Genomic DNA, 17,612 nt, shown 5'->3' on the forward strand with positions numbered 1-17,612 from the left:
GCGCTGACGCGCCGTCCGGGCTGATCGGGGACGCGCTAGGGGCGCTGCTCCTCGAAGAGTCGGGCGGACTCGTCGTGCCAGCTCTGGGCGATGCTGGAGAGCTTCTCCTGGTACTTCTTCCCGTGGTGCGCGCAGAACAGCAGTTCTCCGTTGTTCACGACCACTCGGATGTACGCCTGCGCACCGCAGCTGTCGCAGCGGTCGGCGGCGGAGAGCTGGTGGGCACCGGCGAGCTCGTCCACGCCGTTCTGGGTTGCTGTGGTCGACATGACTTGGCCTCCTGCACTCGGTCTTCGATCTCTGCTTAGTGGAACCCATCCAAGCACGCGATTGTTTCCGCACGGAGTCGATCGGTCGGCATTTCGCTCTGCGCGTAGGGACCCCGCGCCGAGCGGCCATCGTGCTGCCGCCGGGTGCCGCGCCACCGCGGCCGGAGCGGTTCCCGAAAGTAGACTGGGCGGATGGCCTCCACCGACTACAACGCCCGTCACCTCTCCGTCCTCGAGGGTCTCGAGGCGGTCCGGAAGCGGCCCGGCATGTACATCGGATCGACCGACTCGCGCGGCCTCATGCACTGCCTCTGGGAGGTCATCGACAACTCCGTCGACGAGGCGCTGGCCGGGCACGGGACCGAGATCAGCGTGCTCCTGCACGCCGACGGCAGCGTCGAGGTGCGCGACCGCGCGCGCGGGATCCCGGTCGACATCGAGCCGAAGACGGGGCTCTCCGGAGTCGAGGTCGTGTTCACGAAGCTGCACGCGGGCGGCAAGTTCGGCTCGGGGTCCTACGCGGCGTCCGGCGGTCTGCACGGCGTCGGCGCCTCCGTGGTCAACGCGCTCTCGGAGCGCCTGGACGTCGAGGTCGACCGCAACGGCCGCACCTACCGGATGTCGTTCCACCGGGGGGAGCCCGGGCGCTTCGCCGACGGGGGCGAGCCCACCCCCGACGCTCCGTTCACGCCGTTCGAGAACGGGTCGGAGCTGACGGTCGTCGGGAAGGTCGCCAAGGGCGTCACCGGTACGCGCGTGCGCTACTGGGCCGACCGCCAGATCTTCACGAAGGGCGCCTCGTTCCAGACGGACGACCTGGTGACGCGCGCCCGGCAGACCGCGTTCCTCGTCCCCGGCCTGACGATCGACATCGTCGACGACCGAGCGGACGAGCGCCGCGCCGAGATGTTCCGCTACGACGGCGGCATCTCGGAGTTCGTCGAGTTCCTCGCCCCCGACGCCCCCGTGACCGAGGTGCTGCGCCTCACCGGCTCCGGCACCTTCACCGAGACCGTGCCAGTGCTGACCCCCGGCGGCGCCATGGTGCCCACCGAGGTGGAGCGCACCTGCGAGGTCGACATCGCCCTGCGCTGGGGCACCGGCTACGAGACGGTGATGCGCAGCTTCGTGAACATCATCTCGACGCCCAAGGGCGGGACGCACCAGACCGGCTTCGAGCAGGGCCTGCTGAAGCTGCTCCGCTCCCAGGTGGAGGCGAACGCCCGCCGCCTCAAGGTCGGCTCGGACAAGCTCGAGAAGGACGACGTCCTCGCCGGGCTCAGCGCCGTGCTGACCGTGCGGCTCCCTGAGCCGCAGTTCGAAGGCCAGACGAAGGAGGTGCTGGGCACGCCCGCGGTTCGCGCGATCGTCGCCTCCACCATCGCCTCGACGCTGGGCGCGGTGTTCTCCTCGACGCGCCGCGAGGACAAGGCGCAGACCTCCCAGCTCCTCGAGAAGGTCGTCGCCGAGATGAAGTCGCGGATCTCGGCCCGCGCGCACAAGGAGACGCAGCGCCGCAAGAACGCGCTGGAGTCCTCCTCCCTTCCGGCGAAGCTGGTCGACTGCCGCAGCAGCGACGTCGAGAACAGCGAGCTCTTCATCGTCGAGGGCGACTCCGCCCTCGGCACCGCCAAGCTCGCCCGCAACAGCGAGTACCAGGCCCTGCTGCCGATCCGGGGGAAGATCCTCAACACGCAGAAGGCGAGCATCGCCGACATGCTCTCGAACGCCGAGTGCGCCTCGATGATCCAGGTGATCGGAGCCGGCTCCGGCCGCTCCTTCGACCTCTCGGCCGCCCGCTACGGGAAGATCATCCTGATGAGCGACGCCGACGTCGACGGCGCCCACATCCGCACCCTGCTGCTCACGCTCTTCTTCCGCTACATGCGGCCGCTCGTCGAGGCGGGGCGCGTCTTCGCCGCCGTGCCTCCGCTGCATCGGCTCGTGGTGATGAACGCGGGGAAGAAGCCGAACGAGACGATCTACACCTACTCCGAGAAGGAGCTGCAGAGCGTGCTCGCGGCCCTCGGCAAGGCGGGCCGCCGTTACCAGGACCCGATCCAGCGCTACAAGGGGCTCGGCGAGATGGACGCGGACCAGCTGGCCACGACGACCATGGACCGCTCCCGCCGCACCCTCCGCCGGGTGCGGGTCGCCGACGCGGAGAACGCCGGCCGGGTGTTCGAGCTGCTGATGGGCAACGACGTGGCACCCCGCAAGGAGTTCATCGTCCGCGGGTCCGAGTCGCTGTCGCGGGACCGCATCGACGTCTGAGCCGCGGGGCTCAGAACACCTCGGGCGCCGCTCCGATCGTCGCGATCGGCGCCGCGAGCGCCACGCCGGAGCCGTCGCGCTTCATCCCGGAGTCGGGCAGCGCGGCGACCGAGCCGTCGGCCTCGAGCGCGTGCGCGGGACCGGGGCCGACCCACGCCACTCCGAGGGCGGTCTCACCCTTGAGGAAGCGCTGCGCACGGACTCCGCCGGTGGCCCTGCCCTTGGCGGGGAACTCCGAGAACGGCGAGACCTTCGCACTACCGGTGTCGGTCCCCGAGAGGGCCCAGCTGTCGACGGCGACCGTCGCGACGACGGCCTCGTCCCGGTCCTCGGCGGCGACGACGGCGAAGTGCACGACGTCGTCGGTCTCGGCCAGCTTGACCCCGGCCATCCCCGCGGCGGTCCGGCCCTGAGGGCGGACGGCGGACGCGGGGAAGCGCAGCAGCTGGGCCTCGCCTGTGACGAAGACCAGCTCGTCCTCCTCACCCGACGCGGCCGCGCCCACGACGGCGTCCTTCGGCTTCAGGGCGATGAGCTCGATGTCCGGGCGGTTGGGCAGCTCGCCCGGCGCGACGCGCTTGACGACGCCCTGCTGGGTGCCGAGCGCGATCGGCCGCTCGTCGTCGAGGGCGACGAGCGCGAGCACCCGCTCGTCCTTCGCCAGGTGCGGGAGGTAGTCGCTCATGCGCACGCCCGCGCCCAGCTGCACCGAGGAGGAGGGGACGGCGGGCACGTCGACCGGCGAGAAGCGGAGGAGCCGACCGGCGCTGGTGACCGCGCCGATCTCCGTCCGGCTGGTCGTGTCGAGCACGCTGAGGACGGCGTCGTGCTTCGAGCGGCGCGTGGCGCGCTCGGGGTGGGGAGCGGCCTCGGGGTCGCGGTCGACCCGCACCATGCGGCCGGTGGTGCTCAGCAGCACCCGGCAGGGCACGTCCGCGATCTCGAGCACCGCGGCGGCCTTCCGCCCGGTGGTGGCGACGGAGGGGCGCGCCTCGGTGAGCAGGGTGCGCCGCGGGGTCCCGAGGCGCTGGGCGACCTCGTCGAGCTCGTCCGAGACCAGCTCGTCGATCCGTGATCGGCTGGCGAGGAGGGCCTCGAGCGCGGCGATCTCGGCGAGGAGGGTGTCGCGCTCGGTCTCGAGCTCGATGCGCGAGAACTTCGTGAGGCGGCGGAGCTGGAGCTCGAGGATGTAGTCGGCCTGCAGGGTGCTGAGGTCGAAGACCTCGATCAGCCGGGCCCGCGCCGCCGCGGTGTCGTCGCTCCCGCGGATCAGCTGGATGACCTCGTCGATGTCGAGGATCGCGATGAGCAGGCCCTCGACCAGGTGCAGCCGCTCCTGGCGCTTGCGCAGTCGGTAGCGGGTCCGCCGGGTGACGACCTGCACCCGGTGGCCGATGTAGACCTGCAGCAGCTCCTTCAGGCCGAGGGTGCGCGGGCCGCCGTCGACCAGCGCGACGTTGTTGATGGAGAACGCGTCCTCGAGGGGCGTGTAGCGGTAGAGCTGCTCGAGGACGGCCTCCGGGCTGAAGCCGGTCTTGATCCCGATGACGAGCCGGAGGCCGTTGTCCCGGTCCGTCAGGTCGGTGACGTCCGAGATGCCGCTGAGCTTCTTGTTCTGGACGCCGTCCTTGATCTTGTCGATGACCTTCTCGGCGCCGACGAGGTAGGGCAGCTCGGTGACGACCAGGCCGGACTTGCGCGCGGTGATGCTCTCGACCGAGACGCGCGCGCGGGTCTTGAAGCCGCCCCGGCCGGTCGCGTAGGCGTCGCGCACGCCGGCGAGGCCGACGATCGTGCCACCGCTCGGGAAGTCCGGTCCCGGGACGAACGACATCAGGTCGTCCAGGGACGCGTTGGGATGGGCGATCAGGTGCCGGGCCGCCCCGATCACCTCCACGAGGTTGTGGGGCGCCATGTTCGTCGCCATGCCGACGGCGATGCCGCTGGCCCCGTTGACCAGCAGGTTCGGGAACGCGGAGGGGAGGACCTCGGGCTGGTCGTGCGAGTTGTCGTAGTTCGGGACGAAGTCGACGACGTCCTCGCCGAGGTGCTCGGTCATGGCCGTGGCGGCCGGGGCGAGGCGGGCCTCGGTGTAGCGGGCCGCGGCCGGGCCGTCGTCGAGGGAGCCGAAGTTGCCGTGCCCGTCGACGAGGGCGACCCTCATCGTGAACGGCTGGGCGAGGCGGACGAGCGAGTCGTAGATCGAGGCGTCGCCGTGCGGGTGCAGCTTGCCCATCACCTCGCCGACCACGCGGGCCGACTTCACGTGGCCGTGATCGGGCCGCAGCCCCATCTCGCTCATCATGTAGAGGATCCGGCGCTGCACCGGCTTGAGGCCGTCGCGGGCGTCGGGCAGGGCCCGCGAGTAGATGACCGAGTACGCGTACTCGAGGAAGGACCCCTCCATCTCGGCCGAGACGTCGACGTCCTCGATGCGCTCGGTGAGCGAGGATCCGGAGGAGGGGGCTGCAGCGTTCATGACTCGATTCGATGGCGGGCGCGGGGCGGCGGCGGGGGACTGCACCGCCCTGCGGCGCTCGACGGGACGGGCGGAGCGGAGACGGCGCCTCGCGGACGGGACCGGCCCTCCCGTTCACGCGGACGCTCCGCCGCACCGGCCCGGCGGGGACGGCGGCGCTGTGCGAAACTGGGCGCGATGACCCACATGCTACCGCCAGCCCCCGACGGGCGGCGGAGCCTCGCCGACGTCCTGCCGGGCGCCCTCGACGCGCTCCTGGGCCGCCCCGGCCTCTTCGGCTCGCCCCGCGTCGAGCGGATCGTGGTCGTCCTCGTCGACGGCCTGGGTGCCGCGAACCTCCGCCAGCGCGGGGGCCACTCGCGCACGCTCGCTCCGGCCCTCAACCGCGGCACCACGCTCGTCTCGGGCTTCCCGACGACCACCGCGGCGGCCCTGGCGAGCCTGACGACGGGCCTGCGCCCGGGCGGGCACGGGATGGTCGGCTACCGCGTGCTCGACCGCGCCTCCGACCGCCTGGTCAACCAGCTCTCCGGCTGGGACGAGGGCATGGTGCCCGAGACGTGGCAGCCCCACCCCACGGTCTTCGAGCAGGCCTCGGCCGCCGGTGTCCGGGCCGGAGTGATCGGCCCCGCGCGGTACGCCCGCTCCGGTCTCACGCGGGCGATCCTGCGCGGCGCCGAGTACCACTCCGCCGGCGGCGTCGCCGAGCGCTTCACGGCGGCGCGCGCCCTGCTCGACGAGGGCGGCCGGCAGCTCGTGTACCTCTACGTCCCCGAGCTCGACCAGGCGGCGCACGCGCGCGGCTGGGAGTCGCCGGAGTGGACGGCAGCGCTCGAGCTCCTCGACGGCGAGGTCGGCGTAGCGGTCCGCGGGCTCTCCACCCGCGAGAGCGTGCTGGTCACCGCCGACCACGGCATCGTGGACGTCCCGGCGTCCTCGCACGTGCTCGTCGAGCGGGGACCGCTGCTCGAGGGCGTCCGGCACCTCGGCGGAGAGCCCCGCTGCCTGCAGCTGCACCTCGAGCCGGGTGTGGACCCCGAGGAGGTGGCGCGGCACTGGATCGAGGCGGAGGGCGCGCGCGCCTGGATCGCGACACGCGACGAGGTCGCTGCGAGCGGCTGGTTCGGCGAGGTCTCTCCGGCGGCGGCCGAGCGGATGGGCGACGTGTTCGTCGCGGCGCGGAGGACCATCGCCTACTACGCGGCGGACTACTCCTCCGGCCGCTCCATGATCGGGCAGCACGGGTCGCTCACGCCGGAGGAGACGCAGGTGCCGCTCCTCCGCTTCGGCGCGCTGGCCTGAGCCGGGCCGAGGGGACGGGGGCACCGTCCACCCCGGCGGAGCCGCGCCGGCGGAGGGTCAGTCGTCGCTGCGCGCTCCGAAGACGATCTCGTCCCAGCTCGGCATGGACGCCCGTCCCCTGCGGAGGCTCCCGCGCACGCCCGACGGCTGCTCGGGGACCGGGGGAGCGGTGCGCGGCGGCTCCGGTGCCTTCTCGACGGGAGGAGCGGCCTCGGCCTCGGGCTCCGGCTCCTCGCGGACGCGGAGGCTCGAGGCGTGATCGCGCTCGCCCCGGCGGCGCCGCAGGGCGTCGAGCAGGTCGGCGGTGTCGTTGAGGTTGCGCTCGCGCTGCTCCGTCGTGCTGGTGACGGGGCGGGGGAGCGTCGAGATCGGGCGCGGGGTCTCGGAGAGGGCCGGCTGCGGCTCCGTGTCGGAGGGGCGGACGGCGGCCGGCCGGGCGTGCGGCATCGCGGCGGGGCGGCCGGCGGTGGGGTGGTCGGCCCGGGCGGAGCGGCTCGGCGCCTCCGCGGACTCCGTGTCGAAGCGCGTGGCGAGCTCGTCGACGGCGGCGGGGATGACGGCGCGCAGGCGCGGGATGAGGGTCGGCCGGATCTCACCCTGCTGCGAGAGCGTGATCGCCTCGGAGGTCAGCGGCGACAGCAGCGCCTTCCGCGGGTCGAAGCGCCAGCGGGCGTCGTGGTCGATCTCGTCCGAGCGGAAGAGGAGCTTGACGACCCAGCCCTCCTCCTCCTTCCAGCTCGACCACTGCTCGCCCTCGGCGCCGAGCGACGCGAGGCGGTCGCGGATGACATCGCCGAAGGGCGTGCCCTCCTCGAGGGGATCGGGGTCGGTGGTCGTGTAGACGCGCACGGCGAGAGCGGACGCGACGATGTGCTCGCGCTCGGCCGTGACGGGTCCCTCGAAGCGCTGGACGTAGCCCAGGTCGGCGCCCGTGAGCTCGGCGACCTCCTCGGCGGAGAGCCCGGAGCGGATGTGGGCCTGGATCTCGCGGGGGGAGACGCGCTTCTCGCGCGGCGGGAGGGTGTGGACCCGCGGCCGCAGCTGGCTCTGCAGCGTCTCGTCGATGCGGACCGAGAAGCGCTCGCCGCCCTCGGACACGAGGACGAGCGATCCGCCCTCGACGCCGATCACCTTCAGTTCCATCATCGTGGGGACCCTCCTTCTGGACGCGGACCGGGCAAGGATGCCACGCGCCCGGGCGATCGGCCGGGAATACCCCGGGCGGGTCGAAAGTTGGTGCGGAAGGAGGCGGGGCGAGCGGGTGTCAAGAGCCGTTCGAGGTGGTTTGCGAATCGATGCGTCGTGATGCACACTGACCCCGCCGATTTGTTGAACAGCAGAAATAAGAAGTGGATGGGAATGGCTACGGACTACGACGCCCCCCGCAAGACCGATGACGACTCCGAGTCGATCGAGGCCCTGAAGGAGCGAGTCCCCGACAAGATGTCCGGAGTCGTCGACGTCGATGACGCCGACAACCCGGGCGGATTCGAACTGCCCGGTGCCGATCTGTCCGACCTCGATCTGGACGTCGTGGTCCTTCCGCCCCAGGCGGACGAGTTCACGTGCGTGAGCTGCTTCCTCGTGAAGCACCGCTCGCAGATCGACCACGAGGAGAAGCTCGGACCGATCTGCCTGGAGTGCGCCGCTTAAGCGCCTCCCGGCTCCGAAGGACGACCGCTCCGTCGCCGTGATCCCCGGATCGCGGCGACGATGTCGTCCGGGCGGCGAGTGGAGACCAGCCAGTACGGCGTCGGGTCGGCCGGATCCTCGATCGGGACCCGCACCACCTCCTTCACCCAGCCGCGGATGACCAGGTACGCCCGCGCGTCCAGGCGCGTCCCGCGCTCGGCGAACGCCTGGTCCCCCGAGTAGGAGGACGGCTCGCCCACGAGGTCCAGCGGGATGTGCGCGCGGCCGGCGCGCAGCTCCCCCTCCGCCACCTCGATCACGGGGGAGAGCGCCAGCAGCGACAGCACGCAGCCCGCGTACAGAACGACCGCGACGATCACCCCCACCGCGAGGTCGATAGGCGCGAACACCAGGATGCTGGCGGGGATCACGAGGGCGGTGGCGACGAAGAGCCAGGGCGCTGGCCACAGCCTCTCTCGGTAGGACGGCATGACCCTATTGGATCAGACGTTTGGTCTACCCTCGTCACGTGCCTGCAACCGTCGACGTCCCGATCACCGCGGACCGGCTCCCCTCCTACGCCCGTCCGGGCGACGCGGGAGCCGATCTCCACTCGACGGAGGACGTGGTGCTCGCCCCCGGTGAGCGCGCCTCCGTCGGCACCGGGGTGGCCGTCGCCCTCCCGGAGGGCCACGCCGGCTTCGTCGTCCCCCGCAGCGGGCTGGCCTTCAGGCACGGCATCACCGTCGTCAACGCCCCCGGAACGATCGACGCGGGCTACCGCGGCGAGATCCGGGTGGCGCTGCTGAACACCGACAGCCGCGAGACGTACCGCGTCTCGGCGGGGGACCGGATCGCGCAGCTCGTGATCGTCCCCGTCGTCCAGGCGAGGTTCACGGCCGTCGACGAGCTTCCCGAGTCGGTCCGCGGCACGGGCGGCTTCGGATCCACCGGGTACGCCGCCGGCGCCCAGGAGACCAGAATCCACGAGGAGAGCGCATGAGCGACATCCAGTCCACGACCGGCGAGGCCGCCGAGCCCGTCCAGCAGGACTTCGAGAAGTCGGCGCCGGAGGACCGCGCGGAGGCCGGGCCCCTGGACGAGCGCGAGGCCAACCCGGTCCGCCCCTACATCGACCTCGGCGGGGTGAAGGTGCTTCCCCGCGAGGGCATGCACATCCGCCTCGAGGTCGAGGAGGGGACCAAGCGCGTCATCGCCGTCGGCCTCGACTACGCAGGGTCGACGCTGCAGGTGCAGCCCTTCTCCGCGCCGCGCTCCTCGGGCCTCTGGCACGAGATCCGCGGCCAGATCGCCGAGCAGATCGGCCGTCAGGGCGGATCGACGACGGAGCGCGACGGCGTCTTCGGTCCGGAGCTCGTCGCCGAGCTCCCGATCGCCGGCGGCCAGACCCGCGTCGCCCGGTTCATCGGCGTCGACGGTCCGCGCTGGTTCCTCCGCGGCGTGATCGCCGGAGCCGGAGCCGTCGACGAGCAGGCGGCCGCCTCGGTCGAGGAGCTCTTCCGCAGCATCGTCGTGGTCCGCGGCAGCGGCCCGATGCCTCCGCGCGACCTGATCCCGCTGAAGGTGCCGACCGGCAGCCAGACCCAGCAGAGCGCGAGCTGACCGGCATGGAGCCGGTGCGGCCCGAGGACCCGGCCCGATCGGAGGAGCCGGTCCGGCCCGAGGTGGGCGACGCGATCGCGCAGGCCGCCCGCCGCTCGGGACTCGGCGCGGTCGCCGACGGCGAGCCGTTCGACGGGAAGGCGCTGCTGCGCACCATGGGCGGCGTCCGGGGGATCCTCGAGGCCGTCGTGCCCGGCATAGCCTTCGTCCTGCTCTACACGGTCACCTCGGAGCTCGTGCTCTCGCTGGTCGCATCCGTCGGGCTCGCCGTGGCGTTCACGGTGGCGCGGGTGCTCGGCCGGACGCCGGTGATCCAGGCCGTCGGCGGACTGCTCGCCGTGGTGGTCTCGGCCGCACTGGCGCTGTTCACCGGGCGGGGCGTCGACAACTTCGCCCTGGGGCTGCTCACCAACCTCGTCTACGGGCTCGTCTTCCTCCTCTCCGTCCTCGTGCGCTGGCCCCTGATCGGCGTCGCCGCCGGCTTCCTGATGGGGGACGGCACCGCCTGGCGATCCGATCGGCGCAAGCGCCGCCTCTTCGGCGCCCTGACCCTCGCGTGGGCGGGGCTCTTCCTCCTGCGCCTGGCCGGGCAGTACCCGCTGTTCCTCGCCGAGGACACCACGGCGCTGGGCATCTGGAAGCTGGCGCTGGGCCTGCCCCTGTACGCGCCGCTGCTGGTGCTCACCGTGCTCGCCGTCCGGGCCGAGTACCGCGGAGCCGGCGAGCGCGCCGATGCGGGCGATGCTCCGGATCGTGCATAGAATTGTCTCGACGTCGAGATAAATAGCGCTCGCCTCCCCGCACCGTCGCGGCGAGGTCGACCGGGCGCCTCGGCGTCGAGGAGTTAGGTCCTCCTTGGTGGCAGGCCGCTGTGCGCGGTCGTCAAGATGAGGACGGAGAGCGGCGCCGCCCGTCGGCGGACGCTGCAGTCAGCGAAGGAGAGGGCGACGTGTCCGCGGTAGACAGCTTTGGATCGAAAGACACCCTGAAGGTCGGCTCGACCGACTACGAGGTGTTCCGCATCGACCGGGTCCCCGGTCACGAGAAGCTCCCGTTCAGCCTCAAGGTGCTGCTCGAGAACCTCCTCCGCACGGAGGACGGCGCGAACATCACCGCCGACCACATCCGCGCCCTCGGCGAGTGGGTCCCGGAGTCGGAGCCCGACACCGAGATCCAGTTCACGCCGGCCCGCGTGGTCATGCAGGACTTCACCGGCGTGCCCTGCATCGTCGACCTCGCCACCATGCGCGAGGCCGTCGCTGCCCTGGGCGGCGACGCGAACCGGATCAACCCGCTCGCGCCCGCCGAGATGGTCATCGACCACTCCGTCATCGCCGACCTCTTCGGCACCGAGGACGCGCTCGAGCGCAACGTCGAGCTCGAGTACGAGCGCAACGGCGAGCGGTACCAGTTCCTCCGCTGGGGCCAGACCGCCTTCGACGACTTCAAGGTCGTCCCGCCCGGAACCGGCATCGTGCACCAGGTCAACATCGAGTACCTCGCCCGCGTCACCATGACCCGCGAGGTGGGCGGCGCGCTGCGCGCCTACCCCGACACCTGCGTCGGCACCGACTCGCACACGACGATGGTCAACGGCCTCGGCGTGCTCGGCTGGGGCGTCGGCGGCATCGAGGCCGAGGCCGCGATGCTCGGCCAGCCCGTCTCGATGCTCATCCCGAAGGTCGTCGGCTTCAAGCTCACCGGCTCGATCCCGACCGGCGTGACCGCGACGGACGTCGTGCTCACCATCACGCAGATGCTGCGCAAGCACGGCGTGGTCGGCAAGTTCGTCGAGTTCTACGGGGCAGGCGTCGCCGCGGTGCCGCTCGCGAACCGCGCCACCATCGGCAACATGAGCCCCGAGTTCGGCTCCACCGCCGCGATGTTCCCCATCGACGACGTGACCCTCGACTATCTGCGCCTCACCGGCCGCAGCGACGAGCAGATCGCCCTCGTCGAGCAGTACTCCAAGCTGCAGAAGCTCTGGCACGACCCCGCGGTCGAGCCGGTCTTCAGCGAGTACCTCGAGCTCGACCTCGGCACCGTCGTCCCCTCGATCGCCGGCCCGAAGCGCCCGCAGGACCGGATCGAGCTCTCGTCCGCCAAGACGCAGTTCGAGTCGGATCTCACCAACTACGCGGACGTCTCGCACGACATCGTCGACCTGACCATCGCGGAGTCGTTCCCCGCCTCCGACCCCGGAGAGCTGCAGCCGCAGGACGAGCACAGCAGCCACGAGCACACCCACCGCTCGCACGCGCCGTCGACCGCCTCCAAGCCGACCACGGTCGAGCTCGGCGAGGGCGGGACCTTCACGATCGATCACGGCGCCGTCGCGATCGCGGCGATCACCTCGTGCACCAACACGTCGAACCCGTCCGTCATGCTCGCGGCCGGCCTGCTGGCCCGCAACGCGGCGCAGAAGGGCCTGAAGGCCAAGCCGTGGGTCAAGACCACGCTGGCGCCCGGATCGAAGGTCGTCACCGACTACTACGAGAAGGCCGGCCTGACCGAGTCGCTCGAAGCGCTCGGCTTCTACACGGTCGGCTACGGCTGCACGACCTGCATCGGCAACTCCGGCCCGCTGCTCGAGGAGATCTCGGCCGCGGTGCAGGACAACGACCTCGCCGTGACCGCCGTGCTCTCGGGCAACCGCAACTTCGAGGGCCGCATCAACCCGGACGTGAAGATGAACTACCTGGCGAGCCCCCCGCTCGTCATCGCCTACGCGCTCGCCGGCTCGATGAACTTCGACTTCGAGGTCGACGCGCTCGGCACCGACTCCGACGGCAACGACGTGTTCCTCAAGGACATCTGGCCCGACGCGGCCGAGGTGCAGGCGACGATCGACTCGTCGATCGACAAGTCGATGTTCGACACGCAGTACGCGGGCGTGTTCGACGGCGACGAGCGCTGGCGCGCGCTGCAGACCCCCGAGGGCTCGATCTTCGAGTGGGACGAGTCGTCGACCTACGTGCGGAAGCCCCCGTACTTCGACGGCATGACGATGGAGACGACCCCGGTCACCGACATCGCCGGTGCCCGCGTGCTCGCCAAGCTCGGCGACTCCGTCACGACCGACCACATCAGCCCCGCCGGCTCGATCAAGGCCGACAGCCCCGCCGGCCGCTACCTCGACGAGCACGGCATCGACCGCAAGGACTACAACTCCTACGGCTCGCGCCGCGGCAACCACGAGGTGATGATCCGCGGCACGTTCGCGAACATCCGCCTGCGCAACCAGCTGCTCGACGGCGTGGAGGGCGGCTACACCCGCGACTTCACTCAGCCGGACGCCCCGCAGTCGTTCATCTACGACGCGTCGCAGAACTACCAGGCCGAGGGAACCCCGCTCGTCATCCTGGGCGGCAAGGAGTACGGCTCCGGCTCGTCGCGCGACTGGGCGGCCAAGGGCACGAGCCTGCTGGGCGTCAAGGCGGTCATCGTCGAGAGCTTCGAGCGGATCCACCGCTCGAACCTCATCGGCATGGGCGTCGTCCCGCTGCAGTTCCCCGCGGGCGAGAGCTGGGAGTCGCTGGGCCTGGACGGCACCGAGTCGATCAGCATCTCGGGCATCGAGGAGCTGAACGAGGGCGTCACCCCCAAGACGGTCCACGTCGTCGCCGAGCCGACCGAGCACTCGGCCGAGGGCAAGCGGACCGTCGAGTTCGACGCGGTCGTCCGCATCGACACCCCCGGTGAGGCGGACTACTACCGCAACGGCGGCATCCTGCAGTACGTGCTGCGCTCGCTCGTCTAGATCAGCCGCAGAGCGTGTGCGCCTTCCCTGCGGGGGAGGCGCACACGCGTTCCCGGGGGCCCCGTGCGTAGACTCGGGAGACGTCCCCACCTCGCTCACGACCCCGGAAGGCGGCGCGCATGGCTGTTCTCGAGACCATCGGCGGTCCTCGCGATCTCGATCGCCTGACCGCGGCCGAGCTCGAGACGCTGGCGCAGGAGATCCGCGACTTCCTCGTGCGCGAGGTCTCGAAGACCGGCGGCCACCTGGGGCCGAACCTCGGCGTCGTCGAGACGACCATCGCGATCCACCGGGTCTTCGACTCGCCGCACGACGCGATCGTGTTCGACACCGGTCACCAGTCCTACGTCCACAAGCTGCTCACCGGACGCCAGGACTTCTCGAAGCTCCGGCAGCGCGGCGGCCTCGCCGGCTACCCGCAGCGGAGGGAGTCGCCGCACGACATCGTCGAGAGCTCGCACGCCTCCAGCTCGCTGTCCTGGGCGGACGGCATCTCCCGCGCCTTCACGATGACCGGCCAGACCGACCGCCACGTCGTCGCGGTCGTGGGCGACGGCGCCCTCACCGGCGGCATGACCTGGGAGGCGCTGAACAACATCAGCGACGACAACTCCCGCGGGCTGGTCATCGTGGTCAACGACAACGGGCGCTCCTACGCCCCGACCATCGGCGGCATGGCCCGCTTCCTCAACGGCGTCCGCACGCGGCCGACCTACCGCACGATGCACCGCGGCTCCCGGGCCGTCTCGGAGCGGCTGGGCGGCCCCGCCGCCGCCGTCTACCGCGGCGTGCGCGGCGGGCTCCACGGCTTCCTCAGCCGCTTCATCAACAACGAGGCGCTCTACTCCAACCTCGACATCAAGTACCTGGGGCCGATCGACGGACACGACCTGACGGCGATGGAGGAGGCCCTCCAGCAGGCGAAGGACTACGGCCAGCCGGTCATCGTCCACGCGATCACCCAGAAGGGCAAGGGCTTCGGTCCGGCCGTGCACGACCTCGCCGACCAGTTCCACGCCGTCGGGCAGATCGACCCCGAGACGGGCGAGCCGCTGAGCGCGGCCGGCGCCCGCTCGTGGACCTCGGTGTTCGCCGAGGAGATCGTCACCCTGGCCGACGAGGACCCGACGATCGTCGGCATCACGGCCGCCATGCTCCGGCCCGTCGGTCTCGACCGCCTCGCGGAGAAGTACCCGGAGCGCGTCTTCGACGTCGGCATCGCGGAGCAGCACGCCGTGACCTCGGCCGCCGGTCTCGCCTTCGGGGGGCTGCATCCGGTCGTCGCGCTGTACGCCACCTTCGTGAACCGCGCCTTCGACCAGGTGCTGATGGACGTCGCACTGCACCGCGCGGGCGTCACCTTCGTGCTGGACCGCGCCGGAGTCACCGGACCCGACGGTCCGAGCCACCACGGCATGTGGGATCTGGCGATCCTGCAGGTCGTCCCGAACATCCGCCTCGCCGCTCCGCGCGACTCCGTGCGCCTGCGCGAGGAGCTGCGCGAGGCCGTCGGCGTCACCGACGCGCCGACCGTGGTGCGCTTCTCGAAGGGGAGCGTCGGCGACGAGATCGACGCCGTCGAGCGTCTCGGCGACGGGGTCGACGTGCTCGCCCGCGCCGAGCGCAAGGACGTGCTGCTGGTCACGGTCGGGCCGATGGCCGCGATGGGTCTCGAGGTCGCTCAGCGGCTCGCGGCCCAGGGCATCGGAGCCACCGTCGTCGACCCCCGCTGGGTCGTGCCCGTGCCCACCAGCATCATCGAGCTCGCCCGCGAGCACCGCATCGTCGTCTCGATCGAGGACGGGGTGCGCGTCGGTGGGATCGGCACGCGCATCCGCCAGGACCTGCGCGAGGCCGGCGTGGACACCGCGGTGACCGAGCTCGGGCTGCCCGACCAGTTCCTCGACCACGCGAAGCGCGAGGAGATCCTCGAGGACGTCGGGCTCACTCCCCAGCACATCGCCCGCGACGTCGTCGCGCAGGTGCTGGGCAGCAAGATCCCGGTCGCCCGTCCGCTCCCGGACGAGGTCGAGGCCCGGGACGACGCCCGCAGCGACTGATCGTCCGTCGGGACCCGTCCCGCAGGCGACGCGCGGAAGGGGCGCCGGATCCGATCCGGCGCCCCTTCCGCGTCACTGCACTCCGCGTCAGTCGACGCCGCGGATCGCGGGGTGGTGGAACGTGTCCCCGAACGCCCGCTCGCTCGCGCCGACCCGGTCGAGGTAGGGCGTGAGCCCGCCCATCTGGAACGGGTAGCCCGCGCCGAGGATCAGGCAGAGGTCGATGTCCTCGGCGGCGTGCACGACGTCGTCGTCCAGCATCCGCTTGACCTCGTCCGCGAGACCCGTCTCGACGCGCAGCCGCAGCTGCTCGGCCGTCATCGGCTCCGTGCCGCCGGCGACGATCGCGACAGCGCGCTTGTCGACGCCCTTCACACGCCCCTTCGCGTCGCGCTCGAAGACGTGGCCGAGCTCGGCGAGGCGGTGCAGGTTGGAGCTGTCGAAGAAGCGGTCGGGGAACGCGGCGTGATGGGTGTCGAGCACGTGCGCGCCGACCTTGAGGCCCACCAGCTCGAGCAGCTCGAACGGGGTCATCGGCAGGCCGAACGGAGCCAGCGACTGCTCGACGACCTCGAAGGGAGTGCCCGTGTCGACCGCGTGCATCGCCTCGCCCAGGACCTTCGCCAGCACGCGGTTCACCACGAAGCCCGGGGTGTCGCGCGTGATGACGGCGTTCTTCTTGAGCTTCGCGGCGGTGACCATCGCCGTCGAGAGGGTCTCGTCGTCGGTGTGCGGCGTCCGGACCACCTCGATCAGCGGCATGACCGCGACCGGGTTGAAGAAGTGGAAGCCGACGAGGCGCTCGGGGTGCTCCAGCCGCTCGCCGATGCGCTCGACGGAGAGGGACGAGGTGTTGGTCGCGAGCACCGCCGTGGGCGAGACGTAGCGCTCGATGTCGGCGAACACGTCCTGCTTCACCGACAGCTCCTCGAAGACCGCCTCGATCACCCAGTCGGCGTCGGCGAAGTCGGAGCGGTCGGTCGTGCCGGTGATCAGCGCGCGGAGGCGGTTCGCGTCGTCGGGGGAGACGCGTCCCTTCGCCAGCAGCGCGTCTATCTCGGCGCGGATGCCCGCGACGCCCTTGTCGACCCGCTCCTGGTCGAGGTCGGTGATGACCACCGGCACCTGGAGGCGGCGGACGAAGAGCAGCGCGAACTGCGAGGCCATGAGGCCCGCGCCGACCACCCCGACCTTGGTGACGGGCTTGGCCAGCGCCCTGTCGGGCGCTCCCGCAGGACGCTTGGCGCGCTTCTGCACCAGATCGAACGCGTAGATGCTCGCGCGGAACTGGTCGCCCGAGATCAGGTCGGCCAGCGCCTCGTCCTCGGCGGCGAAGCCCTCCTCGCGCGTGGTGTTCTTCGCGGCCTTGAGCAGCTCCAGCGCGCGGTACGGAGACGCAGCGACCGTGCCGATCCGCGACTCCAGCTGCTTGCGCGCGATCGAGATCGCGACGTCCCACTTGACCAGCCGCTCCAGCTTGCCGGGCGCGTTCGGCCGCTCCACCTTCACAGAGCCGCCGATCACGCCGTCGGCCCAGCGGAGCGAGTCCTCGAGGAAGGCGGCGGGCGGGAAGATCGCGTCGGCGATGCCGAGGTCGAACACCTCCTGGCCCTTGAGCGTGCGGTTGTTCTTCAGCGGGTTCTCGACGACGACCTTGAGGGCGTTCTCGATGCCGATCAGGTTCGGCAGGAGCCACGCGCCGCCCCAGCCGGGGATGATGCCGAGGAAGACCTCGGGGAGCCCGAGCGCGGGGATGGAGGAGTCGACGGTGCGGTAGTCGGCGTTCAGGCCGATCTCGGTGCCGCCGCCCAGGGCGAGGCCGTTGATGAAGGCGAAGGACGGCACGCCCAGCTCGGCCAGCATCCCCAGCGTGCGGTGGCCCAGGCGCGCCAGCTGGCGGCCGAGCTCACGGCTCGGGATGGCCCCGACCTTGCTGAGGTCGGCTCCCGCGGCGAGGATGAACGGCTTGCCGGTGATGCCGACCGCCTGGATCTCGCCGCGCGAGGCGCGCTCCTTCTGCGCCAGGAGGACGTCCGCCAGCTCGAAGAGCGACGCCGGCCCGAAGGTGTTGGGGCGGGTGTGGTCGCGGTCGTTGTCGAGCGTGATCAGGGCGAGCGTGCGGCCGCTGGGCAGCGGAACGTCGCGGACGTAGGAGTGGGTGACGACCTCGCCCTCGGCGAGGTCCACGAGGTTCTCGAATCCGTCGAGCATGG

Annotated in this window: 13 protein-coding genes; 8 read left to right on the forward strand and 5 right to left on the reverse strand. The window is 71.4% G+C overall.

Translation table 11 applies throughout. From position 1 onward, the window contains the following. Window positions 1-35: 35 nt before the first annotated feature. Window positions 36-269: a hypothetical protein gene (locus C5C55_RS00795; protein ID WP_068212876.1), complete on the reverse strand. Its 234-nt coding sequence runs from the start codon at window positions 267-269 to the stop codon at window positions 36-38. A 192-nt stretch (window positions 270-461) separates the two neighbouring features. Between C5C55_RS00795 and C5C55_RS00800 the strand changes: the two genes are divergently transcribed. Then, entirely contained in the window at window positions 462-2,543 is a 2,082-nt protein-coding gene (locus C5C55_RS00800) for a type IIA DNA topoisomerase subunit B (protein WP_104232564.1), read from the forward strand. A 10-nt stretch (window positions 2,544-2,553) separates the two neighbouring features. On the opposite strand, the gene C5C55_RS00805 is transcribed toward C5C55_RS00800, so the two are convergent. Further along, window positions 2,554-5,022 carry a DNA topoisomerase (ATP-hydrolyzing) subunit A gene (locus tag C5C55_RS00805; RefSeq protein ID WP_104232565.1) on the reverse strand — a complete coding sequence of 823 codons (2,469 nt, stop codon included), beginning with the start codon at window positions 5,020-5,022 and terminating at the stop codon, window positions 2,554-2,556. A 177-nt stretch (window positions 5,023-5,199) separates the two neighbouring features. Between C5C55_RS00805 and C5C55_RS00810 the strand changes: the two genes are divergently transcribed. After that, entirely contained in the window at window positions 5,200-6,324 is a 1,125-nt protein-coding gene (locus C5C55_RS00810) for an alkaline phosphatase family protein (protein WP_258067491.1), read from the forward strand. A gap of 57 nt (window positions 6,325-6,381) precedes the next feature. Here C5C55_RS00810 and sepH read toward each other — a convergent pair whose 3' ends face one another. Next, entirely contained in the window at window positions 6,382-7,470 is a 1,089-nt protein-coding gene (gene sepH / locus C5C55_RS00815; RefSeq protein WP_104232567.1) for a septation protein SepH, read from the reverse strand. A 213-nt stretch (window positions 7,471-7,683) separates the two neighbouring features. Here sepH and C5C55_RS00820 point away from each other — a divergent pair, with 213 nt between their 5' ends. After that, window positions 7,684-7,977 carry a DUF4193 domain-containing protein gene (locus tag C5C55_RS00820; RefSeq protein WP_055792269.1) on the forward strand — a complete coding sequence of 98 codons (294 nt, stop codon included), beginning with the start codon at window positions 7,684-7,686 and terminating at the stop codon, window positions 7,975-7,977. Here the strand turns inward: C5C55_RS00820 and C5C55_RS00825 are convergent. After that, window positions 7,974-8,447 (reverse strand): DUF3093 domain-containing protein, encoded by a 474-nt coding sequence (locus C5C55_RS00825; protein WP_104232568.1) that lies wholly within the window; start codon window positions 8,445-8,447, stop codon window positions 7,974-7,976. The two genes, C5C55_RS00820 and C5C55_RS00825, sit on opposite strands and share 4 nt — an antisense overlap. Before the next feature lie 38 nt (window positions 8,448-8,485). Here C5C55_RS00825 and dut point away from each other — a divergent pair, with 38 nt between their 5' ends. From dut to dxs, 5 genes are all read left to right on the forward strand, one after another. Next, window positions 8,486-8,959, forward strand: a complete 474-nt coding sequence (dut, locus tag C5C55_RS00830) for a dUTP diphosphatase (protein WP_104222105.1) — start codon at window positions 8,486-8,488, stop codon at window positions 8,957-8,959. Continuing rightward, window positions 8,956-9,579, forward strand: a complete 624-nt coding sequence (locus tag C5C55_RS00835) for a DUF3710 domain-containing protein (protein WP_104232569.1) — start codon at window positions 8,956-8,958, stop codon at window positions 9,577-9,579. The genes dut and C5C55_RS00835 overlap by 4 nt, the downstream gene beginning before the upstream one ends. 5 nt (window positions 9,580-9,584) lie before the next feature. Continuing rightward, window positions 9,585-10,340 (forward strand): DUF3159 domain-containing protein, encoded by a 756-nt coding sequence (locus C5C55_RS00840; RefSeq protein ID WP_104232570.1) that lies wholly within the window; start codon window positions 9,585-9,587, stop codon window positions 10,338-10,340. A gap of 188 nt (window positions 10,341-10,528) precedes the next feature. Then, on the forward strand, window positions 10,529-13,339 hold the full coding sequence (gene acnA / locus C5C55_RS00845; protein WP_104232571.1) for an aconitate hydratase AcnA: 2,811 nt from the start codon (window positions 10,529-10,531) through the stop codon (window positions 13,337-13,339). Window positions 13,340-13,458: 119 nt separating this feature from the next. After that, window positions 13,459-15,399: a 1-deoxy-D-xylulose-5-phosphate synthase gene (gene dxs / locus C5C55_RS00850; protein ID WP_104222098.1), complete on the forward strand. Its 1,941-nt coding sequence runs from the start codon at window positions 13,459-13,461 to the stop codon at window positions 15,397-15,399. 87 nt (window positions 15,400-15,486) lie between these two features. Here the strand turns inward: dxs and C5C55_RS00855 are convergent, their stop codons facing one another. Further along, on the reverse strand, window positions 15,487-17,610 hold the full coding sequence (locus C5C55_RS00855; RefSeq protein ID WP_104232572.1) for a 3-hydroxyacyl-CoA dehydrogenase NAD-binding domain-containing protein: 2,124 nt from the start codon (window positions 17,608-17,610) through the stop codon (window positions 15,487-15,489). Window positions 17,611-17,612 lie beyond the last annotated feature (2 nt).

The organism is Rathayibacter sp. AY1C2 (assembly GCF_002931195.1).
Classification (GTDB): Bacteria; Actinomycetota; Actinomycetes; order Actinomycetales; family Microbacteriaceae; genus Rathayibacter.